At 35.8% G+C, this 23843-nt stretch carries 18 protein-coding genes; 4 read left to right on the top strand and 14 right to left on the bottom strand.

Annotated elements, in window-relative coordinates:
* The first annotated feature begins 287 nt into the window (after positions 1–287).
* Entirely contained in the window at positions 288–2423 is a 2136-nt protein-coding gene (gene yccS / locus A9G42_RS05240) for a YccS family putative transporter (RefSeq protein ID WP_065652828.1), read from the top strand.
* A 279-nt stretch (positions 2424–2702) separates the two neighbouring features.
* Here yccS and A9G42_RS05245 read toward each other — a convergent pair whose 3' ends face one another.
* From A9G42_RS05245 to yejK, 9 genes are all read right to left on the bottom strand, one after another.
* On the bottom strand, positions 2703–4937 hold the full coding sequence (locus A9G42_RS05245; RefSeq protein WP_065652829.1) for a hypothetical protein: 2235 nt from the start codon (positions 4935–4937) through the stop codon (positions 2703–2705).
* Entirely contained in the window at positions 4937–6109 is a 1173-nt protein-coding gene (locus A9G42_RS05250) for a VWA domain-containing protein (RefSeq protein WP_065652830.1), read from the bottom strand. The genes A9G42_RS05245 and A9G42_RS05250 overlap by 1 nt, the downstream gene beginning before the upstream one ends.
* 9 nt (positions 6110–6118) lie before the next feature.
* Positions 6119–8734 carry a DUF5682 family protein gene (locus A9G42_RS05255; RefSeq protein ID WP_082211930.1) on the bottom strand — a complete coding sequence of 872 codons (2616 nt, stop codon included), beginning with the start codon at positions 8732–8734 and terminating at the stop codon, positions 6119–6121.
* A 16-nt stretch (positions 8735–8750) separates the two neighbouring features.
* Positions 8751–9866 (bottom strand): ATP-binding protein, encoded by a 1116-nt coding sequence (locus tag A9G42_RS05260; RefSeq protein WP_141675235.1) that lies wholly within the window; start codon positions 9864–9866, stop codon positions 8751–8753.
* Entirely contained in the window at positions 9842–13540 is a 3699-nt protein-coding gene (locus A9G42_RS05265; RefSeq protein ID WP_179854608.1) for a DUF4132 domain-containing protein, read from the bottom strand. Before A9G42_RS05265 ends, A9G42_RS05260 begins: the two co-directional genes overlap by 25 nt.
* Positions 13541–13738: 198 nt before the next feature.
* Positions 13739–14203, bottom strand: a complete 465-nt coding sequence (locus A9G42_RS05270; RefSeq protein WP_065652833.1) for a hypothetical protein — start codon at positions 14201–14203, stop codon at positions 13739–13741.
* 183 nt (positions 14204–14386) lie between these two features.
* Positions 14387–15430 (bottom strand): hypothetical protein, encoded by a 1044-nt coding sequence (locus A9G42_RS05275; RefSeq protein ID WP_065582750.1) that lies wholly within the window; start codon positions 15428–15430, stop codon positions 14387–14389.
* Complete coding sequence (gene nfo, locus A9G42_RS05280; RefSeq protein WP_065652834.1) at positions 15427–16272, bottom strand: deoxyribonuclease IV; 846 nt, start codon at positions 16270–16272, stop codon at positions 15427–15429. Before nfo ends, A9G42_RS05275 begins: the two co-directional genes overlap by 4 nt.
* A 31-nt stretch (positions 16273–16303) precedes the next feature.
* On the bottom strand, positions 16304–17308 hold the full coding sequence (yejK, locus tag A9G42_RS05285) for a nucleoid-associated protein YejK (protein ID WP_065582748.1): 1005 nt from the start codon (positions 17306–17308) through the stop codon (positions 16304–16306).
* 390 nt (positions 17309–17698) lie between these two features.
* Between yejK and A9G42_RS05290 the strand changes: the two genes are divergently transcribed.
* Complete coding sequence (locus A9G42_RS05290) at positions 17699–19084, top strand: MATE family efflux transporter (RefSeq protein ID WP_065588804.1); 1386 nt, start codon at positions 17699–17701, stop codon at positions 19082–19084.
* A gap of 98 nt (positions 19085–19182) precedes the next feature.
* Here A9G42_RS05290 and A9G42_RS05295 read toward each other — a convergent pair whose 3' ends face one another.
* The 5 genes from A9G42_RS05295 to A9G42_RS05305 form a co-directional block, all read right to left on the bottom strand.
* A complete protein-coding gene (locus tag A9G42_RS05295; protein WP_065652835.1) occupies positions 19183–19875 on the bottom strand; it encodes a tetratricopeptide repeat protein in 693 nt (230 codons plus the stop codon).
* 157 nt (positions 19876–20032) lie between these two features.
* Complete coding sequence (locus tag A9G42_RS13850; RefSeq protein WP_176700874.1) at positions 20033–20179, bottom strand: hypothetical protein; 147 nt, start codon at positions 20177–20179, stop codon at positions 20033–20035.
* A 173-nt stretch (positions 20180–20352) separates the two neighbouring features.
* Positions 20353–20631, bottom strand: a complete 279-nt coding sequence (locus tag A9G42_RS14100) for a DMT family transporter (protein ID WP_218057784.1) — start codon at positions 20629–20631, stop codon at positions 20353–20355.
* A gap of 77 nt (positions 20632–20708) precedes the next feature.
* A complete protein-coding gene (locus A9G42_RS14105; RefSeq protein WP_218057786.1) occupies positions 20709–21011 on the bottom strand; it encodes a hypothetical protein in 303 nt (100 codons plus the stop codon).
* 233 nt (positions 21012–21244) lie between these two features.
* Positions 21245–22111: a YicC/YloC family endoribonuclease gene (locus A9G42_RS05305; RefSeq protein ID WP_065652836.1), complete on the bottom strand. Its 867-nt coding sequence runs from the start codon at positions 22109–22111 to the stop codon at positions 21245–21247.
* Between the two features lie 159 nt (positions 22112–22270).
* Between A9G42_RS05305 and rph the strand changes: the two genes are divergently transcribed.
* Both rph and pyrE read left to right on the top strand, forming a co-directional pair.
* Positions 22271–22987: a ribonuclease PH gene (gene rph, locus A9G42_RS05310; RefSeq protein WP_065582744.1), complete on the top strand. Its 717-nt coding sequence runs from the start codon at positions 22271–22273 to the stop codon at positions 22985–22987.
* Between the two features lie 31 nt (positions 22988–23018).
* Positions 23019–23666, top strand: a complete 648-nt coding sequence (pyrE, locus tag A9G42_RS05315; RefSeq protein WP_065568488.1) for an orotate phosphoribosyltransferase — start codon at positions 23019–23021, stop codon at positions 23664–23666.
* Positions 23667–23843 lie beyond the last annotated feature (177 nt).

Below are 23843 nucleotides of genomic sequence, written 5' to 3' on the forward strand. Positions count from 1 at the left end.
GGTTAAAGCGTTTTAGCTCCACTATTTTAAATGAAAGTTTTTATTGCGACTTTTAGATATGATTGATTCTTAGCATATTATTGCGTCAAAAAAAACAACAGCCGCTTAGTAATGGTAAAAATGGACGAATTTTTTTGATGAAAAACCAGTCAGAAAACCAATTGATTTTATTTAATTTTTTATTTTTACCTTATAAAGGATGACAATTTTTGCCTACCCTTCCACAAATCCCGACAATATAGTATGCTAGCTACCATCGTTTCAACTCACACTAAACCGTATACACCGTGCACGCATTCATTTTGACTTTACGTAAAGTCTTTTACAGCAGTAATCTTCTTTTTAGTCTTCGAATGTTAATTAGTTTAACAGGTTCGACTTTGGTTCCGTGGTATTTTGGGTATACTTCGCTAGTTATTCCCCTTACGCTTGGTGTGGTGGCAGCGGGTTTGACTGAGATCGATACGCGTTTATTAAGTCGCTGTATTAATTTAATTCTTACGTTGATCTGTTTTGCTATTGCGACCTTTTCGGTCGAGTTGCTATTTAATTATCCTGTGTTGTTTATTATTGGTTTAGTATCTTCGACTTTTATTTTTATTATGCTTGGTTCGCTTGGGCAACGTTACGGTGTGATTGCGTTTGGATCAATTTTGATTGCTGCCTATACCATGCTTGGGCATAATTTATTTACCGATAATTACACCTTGCCCTGTTTTTTGCTGCTAGGTGCGCTTTGGTATAATGTTGTTTCGTTAATTGAATCGATCATCCAACCCATCCGCACAACTCAACAATCGTTATCGATATGTTTTATTCAATTAGCTCAATATCTTGATGCCAAGGCGGCTATGTTTGATCCCGATGAAACCAATCATTTTATCAAACAAACACAACAACTGGCCGATAGCAATAATCAGTTGATTAATGCTTTTAATCAAACCAAAAGCACACTGTTTAATCGACTAAAGAGTTACAGAGGGCAATCTTCTGTCAAAAAGATGCTTAACTATTATTTTGTCGCACAAGATATTCATGAGCGGGCTAGCTCGTCACATAGCAATTATCAAATCTTAAGCCAGCATTTTAAGCATAGCGATATTTTGTTTCGGTTTGCACGTATTTTAAATTTGCAAGGCAAAGCTTGCACTAAGTTAGCTGTGTCAATTAAGCTAAATCAAACTTATCAGCACGATCCCCTGTTTGTGCATTACTTTTCGTACCTTGAAGAAGCTATCAAACAATATCAAATTCGTGATAAAAACAATGCATTATTGGTTAAATCTTTGCAAAGCTTATATCAAAACTTGCTATCTATTGATCTATTATTAGCCAATGTTGATACTGAGCAACATCTATCAAAAGAACAAGAAGATAACCAATTAGTTGACGAAGAGTTAACTAGCTTTCATGATATTTTTAGCAAAATTAAACGTAATTTGACGGTTAAATCAGCATTATTTCGCCACGCAATTCGTATGAGCCTTGTCCTATTTGTTGGCTATATGGTACTTTCCTTTTTCCAACTTACTCATGGCTATTGGATTATCTTAACCAGCCTATTTGTTTGCCAACCTAATTACTCAACGACAAAACACCGATTAAAATTACGTGTAATCGGCACTCTATTAGGTATTATTATTGGCATTCCTCTTACTTATTTATTTCCTAGCGTTGAAGAGCAGTTAGTGTTAATTATCATTACTGGTTGGTTATTCTTTTTATTTAAAAATTCACAATATGCTTACGCCACCGCCTTTATTACATTGTTAGTATTTTTTAGCTTTAGCCTGATTGGTGAAAGTAGCATTTCGGTGGCTATTTCACGCATTATTGCCACCTTAATAGGGTGTTTTATTGCGTGGTTTGCCGTTAGTTTTATTTGGCCTGATTGGAAATTTAGAAACTTACCGAAATTGATTGATCGAGTTTGTCATGATGACAGCCATTATTTAGCGCTAATTGGTAGCCAGTACTTATCAGGAAAAACCAACGATCCGCAATATCGATTAGCAAGGCGAGCCGCTCATGATAGCAATGCCGATTTATCATCTTTAATTAGTTTGATGACGAAAGAGCCTCATATGAATCCAATAGTTATTGATCAAGGATTTCGTTTATTAACCCTTAATCATACATTGATTAGTTATCTTTCTACCTTAGGCGCACACCGAGATAAAGGGATTTCGCCCCACACACTTGAACTGTTTGACGATCTATCAGTGTATATTATCAATCTGTTAACAGATAAAAAACTGGATGAAAAATATCAATTAATAAAAAAATCGACCACAGATTATATTGAAACGCTCTCGTTCAATGATAATCTAGCCAATAATGATTTGTTAGTTATGCAACAATTGGTGTTAATTTTAGATATTCTGCCAGAGTTAATCGCTCTGGCTGGTAGCCTAAAAAGCTAAGTTATACTAAAGCAAGGTTACACTAAGGCAAGGCGAATTTTCTTATAACGTTTTTCATTATTTCTTTACTTACTAAAAAACGATTGATTAATTTATCAGATTGAATCACCACTTTTACTTTTTATAGAGTTTAATCATTTTTACGATTAATGCATTGGCGATTCATTTTAGCATCAATAAAAACCATTTTAACGACTTTAGAATGATTTAGGGTGAGAAAGCAATTGCATCACAAAAAAACTTCAATAAAATCAATAGCTTTTCTGAACGATTTTTAAGCTAACAATTCGGCTTAATAAGCTGTATAGGTAATTGATAATGCATTTTTTTTAATAGATAACATAAATAAACCGCTTGTAATAGATGCGTTATCGAGATGAGTTGATTGCTAAGGATTTTGTTTAACACTAAACTTAACGAGTTTAATCCTAAAGTGTCACAATCATGTTGAATTGCTTTCAATTGCTGTTTTTGATCGATAAATAATTCAAGTCGTCCTGAACAAGCCACACTTTCAAGTATTGTTAATAGAGGCTGAATAATAAAAGTTGAAAGCGAATCTTTAGTGTAATTATTTTCGCTTAACTGCATTTTTCGCATTGTATAAGTATTTGAGAGAAACATGTGTTCGGCCACTGCGGTTTTTCTTCGGCGCCAAGAATCTTCAAAATCAAGATTTAAGGTTTTTATTTCATTTGTTTTTTGTGCTTTATAAAGTAAAGCGAAAGGTTCTAAATCTAAAAAACTCTCGTTTTTTACGGCTTTCACTAATATGGTTAAAGGCTGATTTTGTGTTTCTAGAAAACTACGTAAAACCTCAATGCGTGATTTTCTATATTCATCCCAAAACAGCCGTAAAAATAACTGGTTTTTCTCGGCATCTTTTACGCACCAAACTAAACTTTGCCTAATTTCATCAAAATACGGCTTATCGTTATTTTGTATATGAACAAATACTACCTCATTAAAAAGAACGTCATCCAAATGGCTATTTTGCAAATAACCATTTAATACTGACCAATTTTGGAAGCCTGTAGTTGCTTTAAATTTAAGATAATTTTCATCATTCCACCCGTTTTGTTGTAACGTAGCGGTCGAACCACTACTGGCTAACTCGCCATTTTGGGATATACGAGGGCGATGAAGTGTTATGGCTTTTTGCATTAACCTATCAGGGGATGTTTGCCATATCGACATACTGTTCCAAATTGTTACACGGTTAAAATTGATATTATTTTTATCAGATCTGGCTAATGTCGTTTCTTGGTATTGTTGTTGTTTTATATCCCAAAAGTAAAATGTCGCACCAACGGCTCCTGTTCTACTTTGCCACCAACGTCCCCCTAATGGTAATAAGTCAAGTGCTTGCTCTGTTGTTTTATATTGGCGCGTTATCTTACCTCGCAATTTGCTAAGCGGTTCACCTTGATTATGTAATAGCATTTCGGTATAAGCTTTTATCTGCCCCAAAAACAGTAAAATATCTTGTTCTTCAACGGTAAAATGGCGGTTAGCCAGTAACTCAACCAATTGACATAGTTGCCTAAGCATTGCCGCCAACCGCGGTAAATTTTGTGTTTTGGCTGATATATTGAATAATTGTAAATGCGATAGTTGATTATGACTAATATGAGATAAGCCTTGATAAATAAGCTTATAAATATATGTTTGAATCTGTTTTATGAGGGTAATTTCTTCAAGTGAAAGTAGTTGAGTCTCATTTTTTATCTGATCTACGGCTACTGGCCATTGCCATGCTTGATTATTTTGTTCAAAAAGATAAGCAATAATGGCTAAATGCACGGCCATTTTTTGTTTTATGGGAAGTGCTGAGATCATCCCATCAAAACCTGTTCCTGCTATATAAATAATAGGTTCAGAACTTTCAGGTACCGTAATACGTAGTTGCGATTGTTGCGATTGTTGGTATTGAATTGTCAGTAAATTATTTTTTTGCCAATTGCATACAAGTTCATAAGCCGTCAGTGTGTTCGCTTTACCTGCTTTTTTTAAAAGCTTGCTGGCATCTAATGATAATAATTCAGTTAACACGTTAGTTAAAGGCGTGATTGGCTTAATCTGATCTTGTTTAGCCTGATTATTAACTTTATTCAAATCATCTAATGGCGTTAATGGTTTTATTGGGCTTCTATCATCTCGTTTAGTGCAATGAGAGGGAGTTTCTTCTGGTACTGAGTTATTTGCTAAACTATTTGCTGAACCATTCGCTAAACCATGCTCCGAATTATGCGCTTGCAACCATAAAACAGCCGATATGATATGCTTACAATGCCCATGCGCTGGGCAACTGCAACTAGCGGCTTGAATCCCTTGTGCAGGCAAACAAACTTGTTGTCCATCAGCATTGAATTGCAAAATATTATTATTTTCTTGCTGAATAAATTCAATTTTATTTGCCTCAATATCTTTACGAGCGCGGCGAATTAAACCAATGTTAGCATAAAGCGCTAAAGCGTCTTGATCATAATTTAAATAAATTTGCTGCCAACTCATTACATAACCTCCGCTAACCAAGTAGCAAAATGTTCAGGCGTTAATGCAGCAATTTGCATACCTCGATTAGCTAATTGCTGTGAGATTTGCAAATCATAAACCGGCTCGGCATTGTCGTCTAATGCGGCTAATCCTAACATTTTAATGCGGTTACTATTCATCCTTGACACGGTGGTATAAAGTTCAATGAGTGATCCCCCTTCGCAAAAATCACTAACCAATACCATAATAGTTCGATGCGGGGTTTTGACTTTTTGTTCAGCATAATTAAGCACTTTTGCAATGTTTGTTCCGCCACCTAACTGAACGCTCATAAGCACTTCAACAGGATCGTGAGCTAAATGAGTAAGATCAACAATTTGCGTGTCAAAAACAAACAAGTGCAAATTAATTGTAGGTAATTTCGCCAAAATACTTGCACAAACCGCAGAATAGATAATTGAGTTATTCATTGATGCACTTTGATCAACACATAAAATAATATCCCAAGGTAAATGCCTATTCATTCGCGAGTTGAAAATGACATTTTCAATCATCAGTCGCTGGTTGTTTTGATCAAAATGTTTTAAGTTGGCTTTCATTGTAGCTCGCCAATCGAAGTTTTGGCTACAACGTATTTGGGAAGGTCGAAATCGATGTTTTTTACCGCTTATCGCATTAATAAAATTGGGTTTAATTTTTTGTAAGATCTGATCAACAACCCTTTGAATCAATTCTTTTACTGCCAAATAAACCTCTTTTTTTAATTGCCTCCGAAAATTCATTAATAAATGCAGCGAATTCATATTGGGTTCTAACGCATTAATAACGCTAGGATCGTTTAAGAACTCGTGTAATTGATAACGTTCTATTGCCTGCTGTTGCATTCGTTCAAAAGTGCTTTTAGGAAATAGTTTTCGCGTTTTATTTAGCCAATTAATGGTGTTAAACACAGAATGATGATTGCTACCGCCCTTCCCTTTGTGCTTTGTGTGATCTTGTTCATCCACGTTTAACCCTCGTTGACGGTATTCATGCCGATAAAGGAAATCCAGTGATTGTTCTAATCTAAGATCATTTTTATCGAATGCTATTTGATTAAGGTGATGATCAGCATATTTACCTAAAATCAACCGCCATCGTTTAATATGATTAACGGTTTGAGTGTCGATTATTGGTTTATTATTATTCATGTTTATACCTTACCGTTTAAACCAATTTTGGAGTTGCTGTTGGTTAATATACTGGCAAATAGCGAATTCTAAAGCGAGAGTTTTTTGTAAGTCGTCATCACTAAATTTATATTGTTCAAAGTCCATGCTCTGCTTTTTAATGTGATATTTTTTAGCAATTTTTTCAGCAATTGTCGCATTTTGTTTCGGCGTCAGCTTTGCGAAGGCATATCGTAAATCAGGCAGTATTTGTATAAATTTTTCTTGCTCCCATTGTGCCAACAATTCATCAAGGCTCATTAACAATTGCGACGATTGAATAAGTAATTCTGGTGAACATTGAATCAAGCCAGTTAAATAGCTACTTACTTGTTCATATTGAGCACCTAAATCAAAAGCAATTTTTATTTTTTCATCAAGTTCTGATTGGCTAATTTGCGAATCTAGGTAGCAGAGACTATCAATGGCACCACGAATTAGTGGCGCTTGGGTTAATAAAGGCTGTAAACGTTGTAAATTAAAATAAAAATCCTGCTTAAGCTTTTTCGAGTTAAGTTGCTCAGGTAAATTATTGAGTAGATCTCTAAGTGATAATAATGTATTGAAATTTTCTTGCTGTTGTTGCTCATCTGATTGCTTTAATGTATCTAGTAAGAAAAAAGCTTGCCTTGGTACTTTAGCTAATAAAGCTAACAAAGTGGCACTATCATTAAGCGCTAAAAAATCACGCCCCTGCCACAAATAAAGTAATCGATGCCCACAATCAACTAATGATGACAACGTATTATCCGTATCTAAGTATTTTGATAGCTTTGTCAATAACGTTGTAAAATAGGATGGAAATCCCATTAAAGCCGCTTTTAGCATAATTTGAACAACAAGTTGGCAAGGTTGGGTTATGCCATCTTCGGCTAATGACTTCATCAATAGATGTAGTTTTTGTAAAGCGATATGTTCTAACCGAGTGCCTTGTTGTGATAGTTCAATTAACTTGGCTTCAACCATTGGTGTCCATTGGTATTGCCAATCTTCAAACATGATGGTTAACCGTGTTCCATACTGGTAATTGGGACCATCAAGACGCTGGGCAAAGCCAACATCTAAAAAAGCCAGCAGATGTAAAAAACGGCTCCGTTGCCGATGTTCAGGTTTACGGTAAATATCAATATGTGCAATTTTAGGTAATGTATCGTCTAATTTAAAACGATACTTTTTGAGCATTGCGTAAACCTCATTGACTAACGGCGGTGAAGCAATGTTACTTGGGATTTTGCCAAATTGGTCGCCCGATAAAGTACGATGAATTATTTGCCAAAATTCTCCACGCACATCATGAATGCTACCCTTGATAAAGGCTGACTGTATACCATCAAGTAAATCATATCGTCCTGGACCACAATGCCCTCGTAACTCGGCTAATAAATAGGTTTGTTCAATCGCAGATTTTAAGGGTACTAAGCCAATTTCATTATTGGCGCCATTATCAACACTTTGCTGTTTTCGTAATTGCTGCACAATATTTGATAAAAATTGCAAGGCTTGTGCTTGTCGGTGATCTTGTGTGGTTTGTGATTGATTTTGTTCATAATTTTGTTCATAAGTTAGCATTGACTGCCACACTTCTTGATAATAAGCAGGAGAAGGCATACCGGCAAAATAGCCGTTTAATGCATCAAGGCGCTCAAAACTATAACGAATAAGCCAAGTTCGATCACCATCATTTTTATTTTGCCATTGTTTCGCCTCGCGCTGTTGATTTACTTTATTAATTTTTGCTTTGTTGGGTACAATGAGTTTTGCGTTCGCCAATCCCTCATACAGCGCTAAAGTGTGAAATCCCCCTGTGACAACAACAATTTTTGCCTCTGGCATGGACTGTTTTAATTGCCTAATTGCCGTTATCATATGCTGTTCTCGTTGGCTAGAGCCTTCTAATTCAAGCGATGAAGCAGTATATTCTAACCTTGCCATGGCACACCAAATGAAAGTATCTTCAAAAAAAGTGCGCCAGTTAGCAATATCAGCAAAATCACGTAATTCAAACAAATGTTCCCAAACTTCATCATGATCACGACAGTGTAATTTTCTAGCTAATTGCGTAATATATTCACTGTGTTTCAAATAGGTTTCACATAACAATGATGCATCATGCTTTGGCATCATTTCTTGAACAGCTTGCTCAGCCCAAGGTAGATCAATAAATTGAATATTGGCATGGTATTTTTTTGCCAATTGCATTGCTTGCCATTCAGGTGAATAACTACAAAATGGGTAAAATGCGGTGCGCGTAATCAATTCCGTTGCTGATAGCAATTCATTATCGTTATCTTTTTCGTTATCTTGCTCGTTACCTATCGCCTGTTCTTCATTATTTAGGTATTTTGCTATTTGGATATCAGCTTGACAAAGTATGGCTATAGGTGGCTCAGTTTCGTGATGTAATAATTCATCGAGTATGGATGAAAAGCTCGCAGGCGCTTCAATTAAAACATGGGTAGGTTTAATTTGGTTAATCAGTTGCCTAACAGCATAGCTACAAGCAGGACTATGATGACGCACAGGCGCAAAATAGATCTGCTGTTGTTGCAAGGCATCTTTACCTATTAAAGCATGTTGTAGGCGTTGTGGTAATTGTGATCGGCTCATTATCATTATTGATTAATTATTTCCAAAAATGTTTAGATACCTGATAAAACGAGTGCCATTGCGATGAATGTTTAGCCCGTTCACGCACCACATTATCCATATAAAATTGAATTCGTTTGATATCGTCAGCATTATCTTTTAAAACAACACCTATCAGTTGTTTGGCAATCTGCCCTCCATTTAGTGTGCCATCACCAAAATAATAAGCATCTAATGCTGAAGCATACACAATATTCACAGCTTCAGCCGTTGACATCACGGCATCAGGCACTTTAAGGTGAGTGCCATTTTGCGTTTGCCCTTGTCTTAGCTCTTGAAATGTGGTCACTAGCAGTTCAATGACATCAATAGGGACAATGACTTGTGATTTTAATTCGCCTAATTCCTGATTAAGTTGTGTTTGAATTAATTCTATTTCGAAATTTTTATCTGTAATAGGATTAACCGTTTCAAAATTAAAGCGACGTTTTAATGCAGCCGACATTTCGTGCACACCACGATCGTGCAAGTTTGCCGTAGCGATAAGATTAAATCCAGGCTTAGCACTCATTTTTACACTTTGCCCCATTTCAGGGATCATCATTTGCTTTTCAGACATTAATGATACCAGTACATCTTGAATTTCGGGTGGGCAACGCGTGATCTCTTCAAAACGAACAATTTTACCTTGTTGCATACCATGGTAAATAGGCGAGCCGATTAATGCGCGCTCTGTTGGTCCTTCAGCTAATAGTAAAGCGTAATTCCAAGCATATCGGATATGATCTTCACTGGTACCAGCCGTACCTTGAATAGTAAGATTTGAATCACCACTAATCGCTGCCGCTAGCAATTCAGACAACATCGATTTAGCGGTTCCCGGCTTACCGACTAACATCAAACCTTGTTTACCAAGTAAAGAAACAATTGCCCGATCGACCAGTGGATCATCACCAAAAAATTTACGACTAATGCCTAGCTCTTTATTACCTAAAATAAATTGCCGTACTAATTTGGGTGATAAGTTCCAACCTTGAGGTTTATTGTTTGCATTATCTAATTCAAGTAGCGTATTTAGCTCATCAGCATAACGTTGTTCAGCACTTAAACGAATAGCTTGTGCGTTTTTTACCATAATAGCTTCTGCTCCCATTTTGGATCAAAACCACTGCTGGCCTTAGCAACAGCCATATAATCAGCATAGCCTTCTGCAAGCAAGACGGGTGGCACTTGCTTAAGTTCAATTGCTCGGTGTTTTAAACCGGGTTTTTTACTAAAATACAGGTTAAAAAGTGCCACAGGAACATTTTCTTCAGGTACCATACTGCCGCTAAATTCAATATTGATATACAGATTAAGGCCAACAAAATATTTATAGTAGCCATAAAAACAACCTGCGTCTTCAACAGCATCACGTTTATAGCCCAATTTTGTTAAAATGCCACGTAGGGTAAAGCTATCAGTTAACCAGCCAAAACATTCATTGATAATATTATTTTCAACTTTACTCACATCGGGTAATGAGTGTGTAAACTGCTCAAATAGTTGCGTGACTTTGTAGTCTTTAAGATGATGTTGCCATGCTTTTATGTTATCACTTGATAGCAATGCCGAATGTGCAACAGCAATTTTATTTACTTGATTTAATGAAATTTCATCATCGTCTGTAGTAATTAAGCTACCATCTTCGGTTGGCCTGAAGCTATTTACAATTTGCCCTTTGTCATCTAATTCAAGCCAAATTAAACGTTGAATAAGCCTTCCCACAATTGGATGTGGTTGCAAGTATTTTTGCCAATCCTCAACTCGCCAATGGCGCTGTGCGCACATGGCTTCATAAAAACGGGTCATTTGCATATTGAGTAATTGCGTTAGCTCTTTTTTGCTGTTAGTAAACTGTTTTTTAGCTTCTTTCACTAACGTTACATCTTCACTTTTACGTGCTTCAGGTAACGCTTTAATTTCATCACCATCTGAATTTTTTAAATGCCATTTAAATTTATCATCGAAACTCGCCGTAAAAATTCGTTCGCCATAATCGAGCGTTAACACCCCATTATCATCTAACCCTGCGGTAGAAATGGTGCGATCAGCGAGTTCATCGGTCGTCCAACCATTACGCTTCGCAATATTTTCCACCAATAATCGTGCTTTTTCTTGTATCGATGCGGTACGATAACGGCGTGCAAGCGATAAGAGGAGTTGCGTAATAAGTGGATCATCACTATTTGCAAGTGGTTCAAGCATGGCCTCAATTTGTGCTCGTCGTTGTTGATGATCTTTCATATAGTTACGTACTAGTGAAACCGCAACACGACCTTCAATACCACGAGTTAATGCTAATAGACCTTTTGCTTTAATGGCCGATCCAAGATAGACGGCAAGTGTTTCATTTTTTATATTTTCAAATACTTGTTCAAAAGTGATATTGGCATAACTTGGGTAATATTGAGGATATTGTTGATACCACTTGATACATTGTTGTAAGCGCTTATCCGCCAATAAATTGGCTTGTGCCTCAGCCTCTTCCACTGTTGGTCTACGAGTATCTTGTTTGATAAAACTTTGTAAAATAAATTCGCCTAATAGTTGTTGGCTTGACAAACTTAATAAACGGCTATAAATGCCTAATAATGGGTTAGCGGGTTCTTTCAACTTGACAGCTAACCATACCCACCATTGCACAATTTGCGGTTCGACATCTTCTCCATTTTGCCAAGTTAATGATGGTATTAGCGTTACATCAAACCAATCAAAATCAGTAGGTTTTTTACCCTTTAAGCCTTTTTGTGCATCAGCTAATAGTTTTTTAGTGGTTAATTGCTGGCTAATATCTTCACCAATTTTTTCAAGCGCAATTAATAATGACGCTTGTACGGTTTCACGCTTTTCTTTTTGTAAAGCCTCATTTAACGCTTTAATCGAAGATTTTTGCCCTAACTGTGCAAGCCAATTAGCTGCCGCAATACGTACTTCTTGTTTAGCCGATGATAACGCCTGCTCCACTTGGTTGTGAATATTTGGTATTACACTTAAAGCATCTTGCGCTGTATAGCGTATTTGTTTGCTTTCTTCCAAGGCTAATTCACATAGATAAGAAACATACTTAGCAGGCAAAGTTGGAAAAGTTTGTAATATTTTTATAGCGCTCGCTTTATCTATATTGATATACGACCAGATTTCGTTGGCTGGGGCAAATCCCAACGCCTCATCAAGCAAAAATTCATGTTCGGCAAAAAATGGCCATAATTTGTTTGGCTCATTTTCATAGATCTCATGATAAGTGTCTGTGGTTAAAAATGGCAAAGCAATAGCATAGAGAGAACGTTCAGGATCATCAAGTTTTGCTAATACATAGGCTATCTGCCTAAGATCAAAGTCTTTTAAAAATTCGTTTTTTTCATATAATTGTTGAAAATAATAAATGCCAGAATACTTATCAGCCAATCTAGCCGCACGCAAAAAATGAAAAAGTGTACATTCAGGTAAATTTTGTAGCCTATTTTTAGCCAATACAAATGACGTACTGAAGCTATTATCTATTTTTTTAAATAATGCCGAAAGTTCAATTTTACCATTTAAATAGTGATATATATCATCCAAATCTTTCGATGTGACCGCTTTTAAGGCTTTATATGTTTCTGCTTCTGTCGTCCAATTTGTTAAATATTTTTTATTATATTCAGCCTCTTTTTGCGCTGCTTTTTCACATTCTATCAAATATTCTTCATAATTTTGTTGCAAAATATCTCGAGCATTAATTGATAAATCAATATCTTGTATTGGCTCGAAATCAGCAATGACCAACGTTGCTTGTTGTTCAACGGCATTGGCACTTTCAAGCCGAGACAGTGCACTTTCAATTGTCGTAATAACGGTTTTATTTGTTTCGCTAGCTAAGGCTTGTTGTAAAATTGTCGGATCAGATGACATTCTAGCTTGCAATGTCGCAGCACTGCTACGTTGTTTAACGGTACCTGAGGTTAATAACCGTTGTAAATGTGGTTGTACTATTTCGCGCGGAGAGCTAAGTAGCATTTCCGTTGCTAGCTGGCTAACTTGTTTTGAACTATTTAATGACTGTACAGTAATAAAGTCAATCATCATTGTGTGGAGCTCAGGATGTTGTTGGATATATTTTAATTGCTCAACTTGCCCTAATACCGCCATACCTTGCTCGGGTAATTGTTTGAAAATCTCGATATGCTCAATAATATAAGGTAATAAATCATTAATTATAAAGAAATTTCTGAAATAACTCTGATAGTTAATTGAAATATTTTGACGATCAAAAATAGCCATTAGTAACTTTTGGCTTAATTCAGGCTCTTGAGCATCAAGCAATTGATGTAATTGTTTAATTGACCAATTTTGTCGTTGATCCTCGTTAATACAATCTGTCATTGTGGTAATCAAACCATCATATAGCAGATATAAAAACCAAGATGGTACCTGTGAAGTAATGAGTTTAATAAAGTGTAAATTGCTACAAACTGAGGCTAAAACTCGGGCAAAACGGGTTATCTGTTCATTAGAATACTCATCAGTCCAACGTTGGTAAAAAGCTATTCTTGCATCTTCCGATGAATTCGCTTTGTCATCAAGGCTAATGATATACAAATCACAAGGTCTTCTAAGTAATTCATAAAGATTTTTCGTCGAGTTTGAAGATTGGCTTAACTGATTTAAATCAACCAACACATTTGGGTCTTCACCATATAAAATATATTGAGTAATACGTTCTGGCATGGCTTTATTCAATTGCTTTACAGGTTCAAATATGGCGGTAATTAGTTGTTGTGATGATAATTGATTTATTTTATTCATAGTTCTTTCTCCATCCATTCTGGATTCAATCTGTCTAAAGCGTTCGCAACGGCTATATAATCCGCATAACCTTCAGCAAATTAAAAAGGTAAAGAAAATTTCGTTAAAAATATCTGCGATATATCGCTTTGCCTTTTGCTCGCTTGGTATTATTCTAGCTAATAAGTCAGTAAATTGTCGCAAATCTGCTTACTGGAGTTATTCCTCTTTTTCAAAAAGTAAATCTAAATTATGGGTAATTTGCATATTTGTTTCAATATAATATGCACGTAATAAATGCTGTACATGGCATTCTGGTAATTTTTGGAGACATTCTCGGTACAACGTAAGTAATAGTAGATTGTTTTGGCAAATAAATTGATTATTATTGTTTAGATCTAAACTGGCTTCTTTTTCAGCGCCATTTAAATAAGCAAAAACACCATCAAGAGTATCTGATGTCCATGCTTTTAATTTTGCATTACGTTCATGAGCATAATGATAATTTCTGCTCCAAATCGCATTATCATCAGCTTCGTTTTTTGCTTTTGCGGCTAACATGACTAATTGCTGCGCATAATTTTGTTGCATAGTCTGCCTGAAACTAGCTGGTAAAGGGCTTTCTTCAATTGGGTAATAAGGTGGACTATTAAGCTCTGTTAATGGCAATACTGATTGATTCAAATCGCTATTCCTTATTTTAACTAATTTGTTATTTATATACTTATTGTAGCTATACTAAAAATAGATAATCTTTTTAAAAAGAATCCTACATAAAATTTACTCTATTAACATCTTCTTCTAATATCTTCTTCCTCTCAAGAACGAGATTTTACGGTTTTTCAGATAAAAATAATTTATCGGATATCAGTGCCGAGCATCACACCTTGGGACAAAATAGTCGTGCAATGGGTGCATAAATTGAAAAACAGGAGTACAAGCAAACGATGATGATTTAAAACCAAATACAACAGGTGGTTCATTCTTTAAAATTTTACCTGTCCATTGATATATAGGCTCATCTTTGCTATTTAAGTTATTTAACGGGTAAAACATGTCGCCTTCCATTATACCGTCAATCACATTCGTTATTATATTGGAGTCAGAGTCTAATATAATTAAATGTCTTGCGATGATTTCACCACTATGGAAAAGTGCACTTTCATTTTTTATTGTATAATTTTTTATAAAAAAACGAAAACCATTTGCTTGAGCCAAATAACTATCCACTTTTTTTAAATCTTTCAAGTCGCCATCAAATGCTAAAGAGGTAATGTCATCATTTTCATCAAGAACAGGAGAATCCTTTTCATCAATTTTGTTCCAAAATAAAGGCGTTAAGGGCTTTTGAACAAAAGGATTTTCTTTACCAATATAAACAAGATTGCTATATGAATAATCTTTCAATCCTTTTGAATCTAATTTAAAACCAAACATATAATCAGATAAATGGAAAGGACCATCATCTGCGTCTTTATAAGGATTAACAATAGCTAAAACTTTTAAGCTATTAATAGGAAATGATTTTAAATAATTTTGATCATAATCATAAATAAAAACAGTATCGTCTTCAGATATCCCCACTTCAGAAAAGAACTTAGCTCGATACGAATCAGTTAATAAATATTCTTTCTTTTTATAATTTTTTCTTTTGCCTTCTGGAATCAAAAAAACACTTTCCTTATTTTCTTCATCATATAACTTAATATCATCAGATAATGAAACAAACATAAAGTTAGGATCATCTTTAATATAATCAATAGGTGCTAGTGAATATACTCGAATATCCTTCCGATAACCACTACCATCAAACTCTATCAAAGTGTTGTTTTCAAGGTTTTTTGCATAATTATAAAAACTAGGCATAGCTAAAGTAAAAATACAAAAAAAGTAGAATACTTTTTTTATCATAAGTTCACTTGCTCCTTTAACCAAGCAATTTCTTGTGCCCAAATATCCGGATCAATGGTTTCTAAAATAAGCGGAATTTCGTCAATTTTTGGATCTTGCATAATATATTTAAAGGCAGCTTCGCCAATATTGCCTTTGCCTAGGCTATGATGACGATCGACATGGCTGGCAAATTCGCTTTTGGCGTCGTTTAAATGCATGCCTCGCAAGTATTGAAAACCTACAATTTTTTCAAATTCGGCAAAGGTTTCTTGGCAGGCTTTTTCAGTACGCAAGTCATAACCAGCAGCGAAGGCGTGGCAAGTGTCAATACAAACGCCAACTCGGCTTTTGTCTTCAACTTGGTCAATGATCTGGGCAAGATGTTCAAATTTATAGCCTAAGTTAGATCCTTGCCCCGCAGTATTTTCAATAACAGCAACCACATTTTGTGTTTTATCAAGCGTGATATTAATCGATTCGGCAATGCGCGATAAACATTCATCAACCGAAATCTGTTTTAAGTCACTACCTGGGTGAAAATTAAGTAATGTCAGTCCTAGCTGTTCGCACCGTTGCATTTCGTCTAAAAAGGCAGTGCGAGATTTTTCGAGCTGTTCTCGATCTGGATGGCCTAAATTAATTAAGTAACTATCGTGCGGTAAGATCTGTTTGCTAGTAAAGCCATACCTTTCGCAACGTTTTTTGAAGCTGTCGATGATTGTGGGCTCAAGCGGTTTGGCGTGCCATTGTCGTTGATTTTTGGTAAATAGCGCAAATGCGGTTGCGCCAATTTGATAGGCGTTAATTGGGGCATTGTCTACCCCACCTGCTGCACTTACATGTGCACCAATGTATTTCATGTTGTGTCCTAATAACGTTGTTGGTTGATAATTAGTTGGAACCGCTATTGCGTTGTAGCTGATCACGTAAATTAGGTGGAACCCCTTTAATCACTAGAGAGTCAGTTTGCGGATCCCACTTAATGCGCTCCCCTAATAAATTCGAATCGAAGCTTAATGTTAATCCCCCACCACTACCTGAGAATTTTTTAAGCTGACGCAGTGCACTGCGATCAACGGGAAAGGTTTCTTCTAAATCATATTCACTATTTTTAATAAATTCAATAAAGTTATTGTCAACACTGGCTGGTAGTTCGTTGGCCAAATTTTTCAGTTCAATTTCTTCGCCTGCTTGTAATTGGGCTTGACAGTAGTTATAAACGTTTTCGCGCGCGCTGGTTTTGTCTTGTTTGTCAAATTGCATTTCTTGACAGTAATCATCAACCGCTTTGACCAGCGTTTTATTTTGTGCTTTTGCATCTAATCCCTCACTTGCACCTAAATAGTCCATAAAAAAGTCAGATACTTTTCGCCCTACTCGTCCTTTTAAAAAAGTTAAGTACCGTTTTGAGTCAGCTTCGGTTTCCCACTCGGTAATGTCAACTCGAGCAATAATGTCAGCATGAGCGATATCTAGGTATTGCGTTTCGCTAATATCTAAGTCTTCATTAACTAGCATACTTAAACAGCTGTTTAATACCGCAATAATCAGGTATTCAACCGCTAAATAGCGATACTGACAAAATACGACCGTGCCCCCTTCAGCAAAAGGATATTTAGCCAGTTCATTACGCAGTTGTTTGGTTGATTCCTGACTAAAATGTAAAAAGTCTTGATTACCAAGACGTAACTCTTTTAGCGATTGCTCAAACAAGCTGTCGCTATTAAATAGCCCATAAGCTTTGCTTTTGTTGTTATAAATACGGTTGATATCTTCAATTAGATTAACAACCGCCTGCTCATTACTTAGCATTGAATCACGAAGTTGCAGTTCGATTTCTGTATCACTTTTTCTAATTAATTTATGCAGTATGATCTTTTCTATCTGTACGCTCATTGGTGAGGTTCCTATTGGATCGCAATAATCATTAAGAGCGTTATTTTATCAAAGCGTTGAAAAAGTGCTATTAACAATTTACCAATCTGTTAAACTAGCACAGTCAAATTGCATCAAATAGATACTCAAATGCATCATTACCTAAAATTTTTTGACAAGATTTAACCGCCATAATGGCAATGAATATATTAGGGTAGTTGCTATAGACCACTGTCAGTAATAATTAAAAATAAGTAAAAATAACAAACCGCGTTTATTATTTTGGTAATATAACCAACAAACTGGCATGAATAAATCATAACGAATTTCAATAATGATTATATTCTTTTAACTCAAACACATAGTTATCTGTAACTTCTGTACATATTTAACAGCAGGAAATTAAAAGCAATGGCTCACTCTCTTGATGTTTATAACGATTTTAAAAATAAAAAAATTAGTGCATTATTTTGGCAATATGCACTGCCCGCCGTAATTGGAGCGATTGTCAATACGCTTTATAACATTATTGACGGCATTTTTATTGGTCACTGGATTGGCCGTGAAGCATTAAGCGGTGCTGGTATTATTTTGCCAGTTATGAACCTAGCTGCAGGCATTGGTATGCTAGTAGGTATTGGTTCTGCTAGTCGAATTTCGATTTTTTTAGGTCGTGGCGAGAATGAGAAAGCCGAAAAAGTCGCAGGTACCTCGTTTATGCTAACCGCAGTGCTGAGTGGCATTACGCTTTCGTTATTGCTCTATTTTGTTGATCCTGTGTTGCACTTTGTGGGTTCAAGCCCAGAGAATCATGTCTATGCCCGAGAGTTTTTAACGATTTTTTTACCCGGCAGTATCTTTTTAACGCTTACCTTTAACTACAATAATATGATGCGAGCGAGCGGTTACCCCTTTAAAGCGATGGTCACCATGTTTGTTAGCGTAATTGCCAATATCATTTTGGCGCCAATTTTTATTATTGGTTTAGGTTGGGGCATGCGCGGAGCAGCTTTTGCAACAACACTATCGATGATGATTAGCTTTGTATTTGTTATGCAACACTTTTTAAATAAGAATAGTAATATCAAACTTTATCGTCGTAATTTTAAGCTGGACTTTTCAATTGCTAAATCAGTGATATCAATCGGTTTGTCGCCTTTTTCAATGCAAGTAGCAACATCAATTGTTGTGGTGTTTATTAACTGGCAACTTAACCGCTATGCGCCACTTGCAGATATATCTGGTGATGATTCGATTGCGGCTTATTCGAATGCTAACCGGCTTATTACTTTAGTGATTATGATTGTTATTGGTATCAATCAAGGTATGCAACCTATTATTGGTTATAATTATGGTGCTAAAAATTATGATCGCGTTAAAAAAACTTTTTTTTATGCTGTTAAAGTGGCTACAGTGGTGACTTCGCTCGGTTTTATGTTAGGATTTTTTATTCCAGATATGTTAGTACGAGCTTTTAGTTCGGAGGAAGATTTAGTGCAACTTTCGGCTATTGCTTTACAATTTACTACACTGTCTTTTGTTTTTGTTGGCTTTCAAATGGTGACAACCAGCTTTTTCCAATGTATTGGTATGGCAAAAATTTCTATTTTGCTCAGCCTTTCAAGGCAGATCCTCATCTTATTGCCAACACTCTATATTTTGCCATTATTCTTTGGGCTTAATGGCGTTTGGGCTTCATCACCCATCGCGGATTTATTATCTGCTGGTATCGCTTTGACTGTACTTGTTTGGTATTTTAAATCAATCAGAACAAGAATCCACACAGCAGCTAATTAGAATTATTTTAATATAACATTAACAAAAGGGGGAGTAGTTCATTTCCCCCTTTTTGCGTTTAATCGAGTTTTATTGGTATTGCAGGTTAAAAGTACGCTTTAGTTACAAAGTGGATGATTAACTCCGTTTTTACACGCTTTTTCAATCCATTCCATGGCTTTTTTATGATCTTTTTTTACAACTTGACCATTTTCATACATGACACCCAAATTAAATTGTGCTTGTGGCACACCTTGTATAGCGGCTTTTTCGAGCCATTCTTTTGCTGTAACTATATCTTTTTTTACACCCTCGCCTTGTAAGTACATAATAGCTAAATTATATTGCGCATTGGCAAGACCTTGTTTCGCAGATTTTTCAAATAGTTCTCTGGCTTTAGACACATCTTTTTCTACTCCTCGCCCTTCACTGTATAAGATACCTAAATTATATTGAGCGTAATCATCATTTTGAGCGGCTGCTTTTTCGTACCACTCTTTTGCTTTCACATAATCTTGCTCAACACCCGTACCATAATCGTAATAAACACCTAAATTAGATTGAGCACTCGCATAACCTTGAGCAGCTGATTTTTCATACCATTCTCTTGCTTTAGCATAGTCTTGTTCAACTCCTTCGCCGCGATCATATCGAACACCCAAATCATACTGCGCTTTTGCATCATTTTTTTCGGTTGCCATTTTCATCACTTCATCAAATGGTAAGTCTTTTAGCGAAGTTTTATCAGTATCAGCATTAGCAAAACCAGCTAAAAGTATAAATAGTAAGCCTGTAGTTAATAGTTTTTTCATTATTCTTTCCTCTTATTGTAATATCTATTATATTGTTGGGGTTGATGTTTTAATTCATCAAAATAATTATAATTTAACAAATATCAATAATATATGTTTTTATTGATGCGTAAACCAAAATTAAGACTTCATAAGCTTTATTGCATTTAACCTAATTTTATTGGGCTTTTGCATTATTGGCGTCAGTAGCTAATTTAATGGCATCATCAATCGGTAAGTTTTTTAGTGAGGTATTATTGGTGTCAGCATTGACAAAACCAGCTAAAAATAGAATTAGTAACCCTTTGATTAATAATTTTTTCAAACTTTTATCTTTCATCATAATATTGGCATATTTATATTACCATTGTGTTTTTTTAATTTAAATTTTATCAATACCCGTTTAACTTAAAAATAAGTAGAGAATATTTTTTAACGATAAGTAATAAAAAATGAGAAGTGTAATGCCTTGCTTGCATATCCTTGTTTTTTGATAACTTACTTGTTTATATCAATCGTTATTAAAGCAAGACAAATAAGAATAAAGAAAATACCGATACACCCCATTAAAGGCAATGTTTCGCCTACTACCAAAATTGCTAAAACTGCCGCTATTACAGGCTCAAGCAGAGTGATAGTTGTTGCGGTACTAGCGGATATTTTTGATAAGCCAAATCCATAACAAAGATATCCTACAAACATAGGGACTAATGCCATATAGACACAAACTGTCATATTCGTTAATGAATCACATACACCAAAACCAGTTAGCACCATGATGGGTATTAATAATACGCCTCCACAACCAAAAGTTGCCCCATGGCTGGCTTAGTTGATATTTCTTTCAACATTAACTAAAACTGATGCACTGGCCATGAGTATAAAGCATAAGTAAATACAGCAACCAAACCAAGTAAAACACCAAAGATGATATGATTACTTTGAACGCTTATTAAATTATTTTCTGAAAGTGACAGTAGTATTATCCCTAAAATGCCAAACATTGCGCCAATTAACCAGCATCTAGTTAAGCGAAAGTCACCGTTCACATATTCAATTACAACCAAGAGAATCGACGCCGAGCCAATAGATACAACCGTACCAATTGTCACGCCCGATAATCGCATTGATGAATAAAGAGCTAAAGGATAAATCATTGCGGCAAATAGCACCAACAATAAGAAAATAGATATGCTGGATTAACAAGTCACGCTCGTTAATGATTTTAGAGACAGCTAAAACACACTGCAAAATCCCACCAATCCCCATTGCAACTGCGCCAATAAACAAGGAAGAAAGTGAGGGAGCAAATGTGGCTACATTGCCCTCCATAAAATAGAAGCTAATACAACAGCTAGACTACCAAGATATCGGCTCATTAATCAAGTCATTATTCAATGTTTTGTACTTGCTCTCTAATTTGTTCAATGAGTACTTTAAGTTCAATTGCGCTAGCTGTAACATCTGCATTAATTGATTTAGAGGCAATAGTGTTCGATTCACGATTAAATTCTTGCATCATAAAATCTAACCTACGTCCAATCGCTTCGTTTTTCTTCAAAATAGAATAGGTTTCTTTAACGTGTGTCATTAGTCGATCAAGTTCTTCGGCGACATCTATACGTTGAGCAAGCATCACTATCTCTTGTTCTAAGCGAGAATGGTCAAGTTCAATATTGGCTTCTTGCAATTTGCTTTTTAAACGTTCTTTTTGCCACTCAAGTATTTGAGGCATGTAATTGCGAATCTTATTAACTTCAACAGTAATAGCTTCTAAGCGTTTAACAATCAAATCGCTAAGCGCTTTACCCTCACGCTCACGCACTGTAATAAAATCATCAATCGCACTATCTAATAAGACTATAATTTCTTGGGAAATCGCATCCAGATTTTGCTCTTTAGCCGATAAAACCCCCGGCCAACGTAACACATCAATAGGGTTGGTTTGCCCTGATTGATGCTCGGATTGTACCCAACTTGCTGCATTAAGTATTTGTTTAGCCAAATCTTTATTTAACAAGAGTTCTTGATGTTGCCCCGCAGGATCTAGCTCAAAACGTAAATTACATTCAATTTTTCCTCGAGTTAAACGGCTCCGTAATTTTTCACGGATGATAGGTTCAAGTGAACGAAATTGTTCTGGTAAGCGAATGTAAGTTTCTAAATAACGCTGATTGACTGAACGTAGCTCCCAAGAAGCGGTTCCCCATGATTGACTTAATTCTTTTCTTGCATAGGCGGTCATACTGCAAATCATAATAACACCTTAAAATTATAAAAACTTGCTGGGCATTGTATCATATATTCTGTATAATGCGCTCTTAGCTTAGGCTAAACATTAACCCTATCTTGTTGATGTCCTCCTAAATAATGAGTTCAAAACGATATTTTTTAATTGTAACAATTGGAGAATTGCATGCGCCCGTCTGGTCGATCTGCGGAACAAATCCGCCCTATAAAAATAACCCGTCATTATACTAAGCATGCAGAAGGCTCTGTACTAGTTGAATTTGGTGAAACTAAAGTACTGTGTAATGCCACTGTTGATGAAGGGGTACCACGTTTTCTAAAAGGCAAAAATCAAGGTTGGGTAACAGCCGAATACGGTATGTTACCACGAGCAACCAATTCACGTACGCAACGTGAAGCGGCTAAAGGCAAACAAACAGGTCGAACCATGGAAATTCAACGGCTTATTGCCCGATCATTACGCGCAATGATCGATCTAGAATTATTAGGTGAATACACTATCACGCTAGATTGCGATGTTATTCAAGCCGATGGTGGTACAAGAACAGCATCAATTACTGGGGCTTGTGTTGCGCTGAACGATGCCATTAATAACATGGTTGCCGAAGGTAAAATTAAGCAAAACCCAATTAAATCTTTAGTTGCAGCTGTATCTGTCGGCATTGTAGATGGTCAAGCGCTTTGTGATTTGGAATATATAGAAGATTCAAATGCAGAAACCGATATGAATGTTGTAATGACAGATGACGGGCGAATTATTGAAATACAAGGCACCGCGGAAGGTGAACCATTTAGCCATGAAGAGCTGTTAACGTTATTAGGATTAGCAAAAAATGGGATAGCCGCCATTATTGATGCGCAAAAACAAGCCTTGAACGACTAAACAGCTAATTGAAGAAAATTGGAGAAAACCGATGAAATCATATAAAAGTGAATTTATTGAATTTGCTTTAGATAGGCAAGCATTAAAATTTGGCGAGTTCACACTAAAATCGGGGAGAAAAAGCCCCTATTTCTTTAATGCTGGATTATTTAATACTGGCAAAGATCTGGCTTTATTAGGCCGTTTTTATGCTGCTGCGTTGATGGATGCCAACTTAGAATATGATGTCATTTTTGGTCCTGCTTATAAAGGTATTCCGATTGTTTCTTCAACCGTTGTTGCACTATCAGAACACCATAATGTCGATGTACCTTATTGTTTTAATCGCAAAGAGGCTAAAGACCATGGCGAAGGTGGCAACCTAGTCGGTAGTTCAATTTATCAGCAACGGGTTATGCTAGTTGATGATGTTATTACCGCTGGCACGGCGATTCGTGAATCGATGAGAATATTAGAAGATAACCAATCTAAACTTGCTGGTGTACTAATTTGTTTAGACCGACAAGAAAAAGGCCGTGGTGAGCTATCAGCAATCCAAGAAATTAAACAAACTTATCATTGTGATGTGATTTCAATTATCACATTAGATGATTTGATCCAATACCTCTATCAATCCCCAGAGCGACAAGATCAAGTAAAACAAGTTGAAGCTTATCGGGCTGAGTATGGCATAAAATAATCACCATTCATTTTTCTTTCCTCACAAAAAGCATCTTACGATGCTTTTTTATTTCTTAATCTAAAAGCACTTTTTTATTGATAACATAGCTTTTACAAATCAATGAAAAGTACAATGGATATTGTTCTATTTAGATTTAATAATTGTATCAAACTTTTTTAAATATTATTTATAATT

The sequence above is a fragment of the Gilliamella sp. Nev6-6 genome (assembly GCF_001690605.1).
Lineage (GTDB): Bacteria > Pseudomonadota > Gammaproteobacteria > Enterobacterales > Orbaceae > Gilliamella > Gilliamella apicola_C.

Bases quoted from the DNA above. Each gene is read 5' to 3' on its own strand.
- A9G42_RS14100 (WP_218057784.1), bottom strand. From the start codon at position 20,631: ATGGTGCTAACTGGTTTTGGTGTATGTGATTCATTAACGAATATGACA.
- nfo (WP_065652834.1), bottom strand. From the start codon at position 16,272: ATGAAATACATTGGTGCACATGTAAGTGCAGCAGGTGGGGTAGACAAT.
- A9G42_RS05290 (WP_065588804.1), top strand. From the start codon at position 17,699: ATGGCTCACTCTCTTGATGTTTATAACGATTTTAAAAATAAAAAAATT.
- A9G42_RS05295 (WP_065652835.1), bottom strand. From the start codon at position 19,875: ATGAAAAAACTATTAACTACAGGCTTACTATTTATACTTTTAGCTGGT.
- A9G42_RS05255 (WP_082211930.1), bottom strand. From the start codon at position 8,734: ATGAGCCGATCACAATTACCACAACGCCTACAACATGCTTTAATAGGT.
- yejK (WP_065582748.1), bottom strand. From the start codon at position 17,308: ATGAGCGTACAGATAGAAAAGATCATACTGCATAAATTAATTAGAAAA.
- rph (WP_065582744.1), top strand. From the start codon at position 22,271: ATGCGCCCGTCTGGTCGATCTGCGGAACAAATCCGCCCTATAAAAATA.
- A9G42_RS05260 (WP_141675235.1), bottom strand. From the start codon at position 9,866: ATGGGAGCAGAAGCTATTATGGTAAAAAACGCACAAGCTATTCGTTTA.
- A9G42_RS05305 (WP_065652836.1), bottom strand. From the start codon at position 22,111: ATGATTTGCAGTATGACCGCCTATGCAAGAAAAGAATTAAGTCAATCA.
- A9G42_RS14105 (WP_218057786.1), bottom strand. From the start codon at position 21,011: ATGATTTATCCTTTAGCTCTTTATTCATCAATGCGATTATCGGGCGTG.
- A9G42_RS05275 (WP_065582750.1), bottom strand. From the start codon at position 15,430: ATGATAAAAAAAGTATTCTACTTTTTTTGTATTTTTACTTTAGCTATG.
- A9G42_RS05245 (WP_065652829.1), bottom strand. From the start codon at position 4,937: ATGAGTTGGCAGCAAATTTATTTAAATTATGATCAAGACGCTTTAGCG.
- A9G42_RS05265 (WP_179854608.1), bottom strand. From the start codon at position 13,540: ATGAATAAAATAAATCAATTATCATCACAACAACTAATTACCGCCATA.
- pyrE (WP_065568488.1), top strand. From the start codon at position 23,019: ATGAAATCATATAAAAGTGAATTTATTGAATTTGCTTTAGATAGGCAA.
- A9G42_RS05250 (WP_065652830.1), bottom strand. From the start codon at position 6,109: ATGAATAATAATAAACCAATAATCGACACTCAAACCGTTAATCATATT.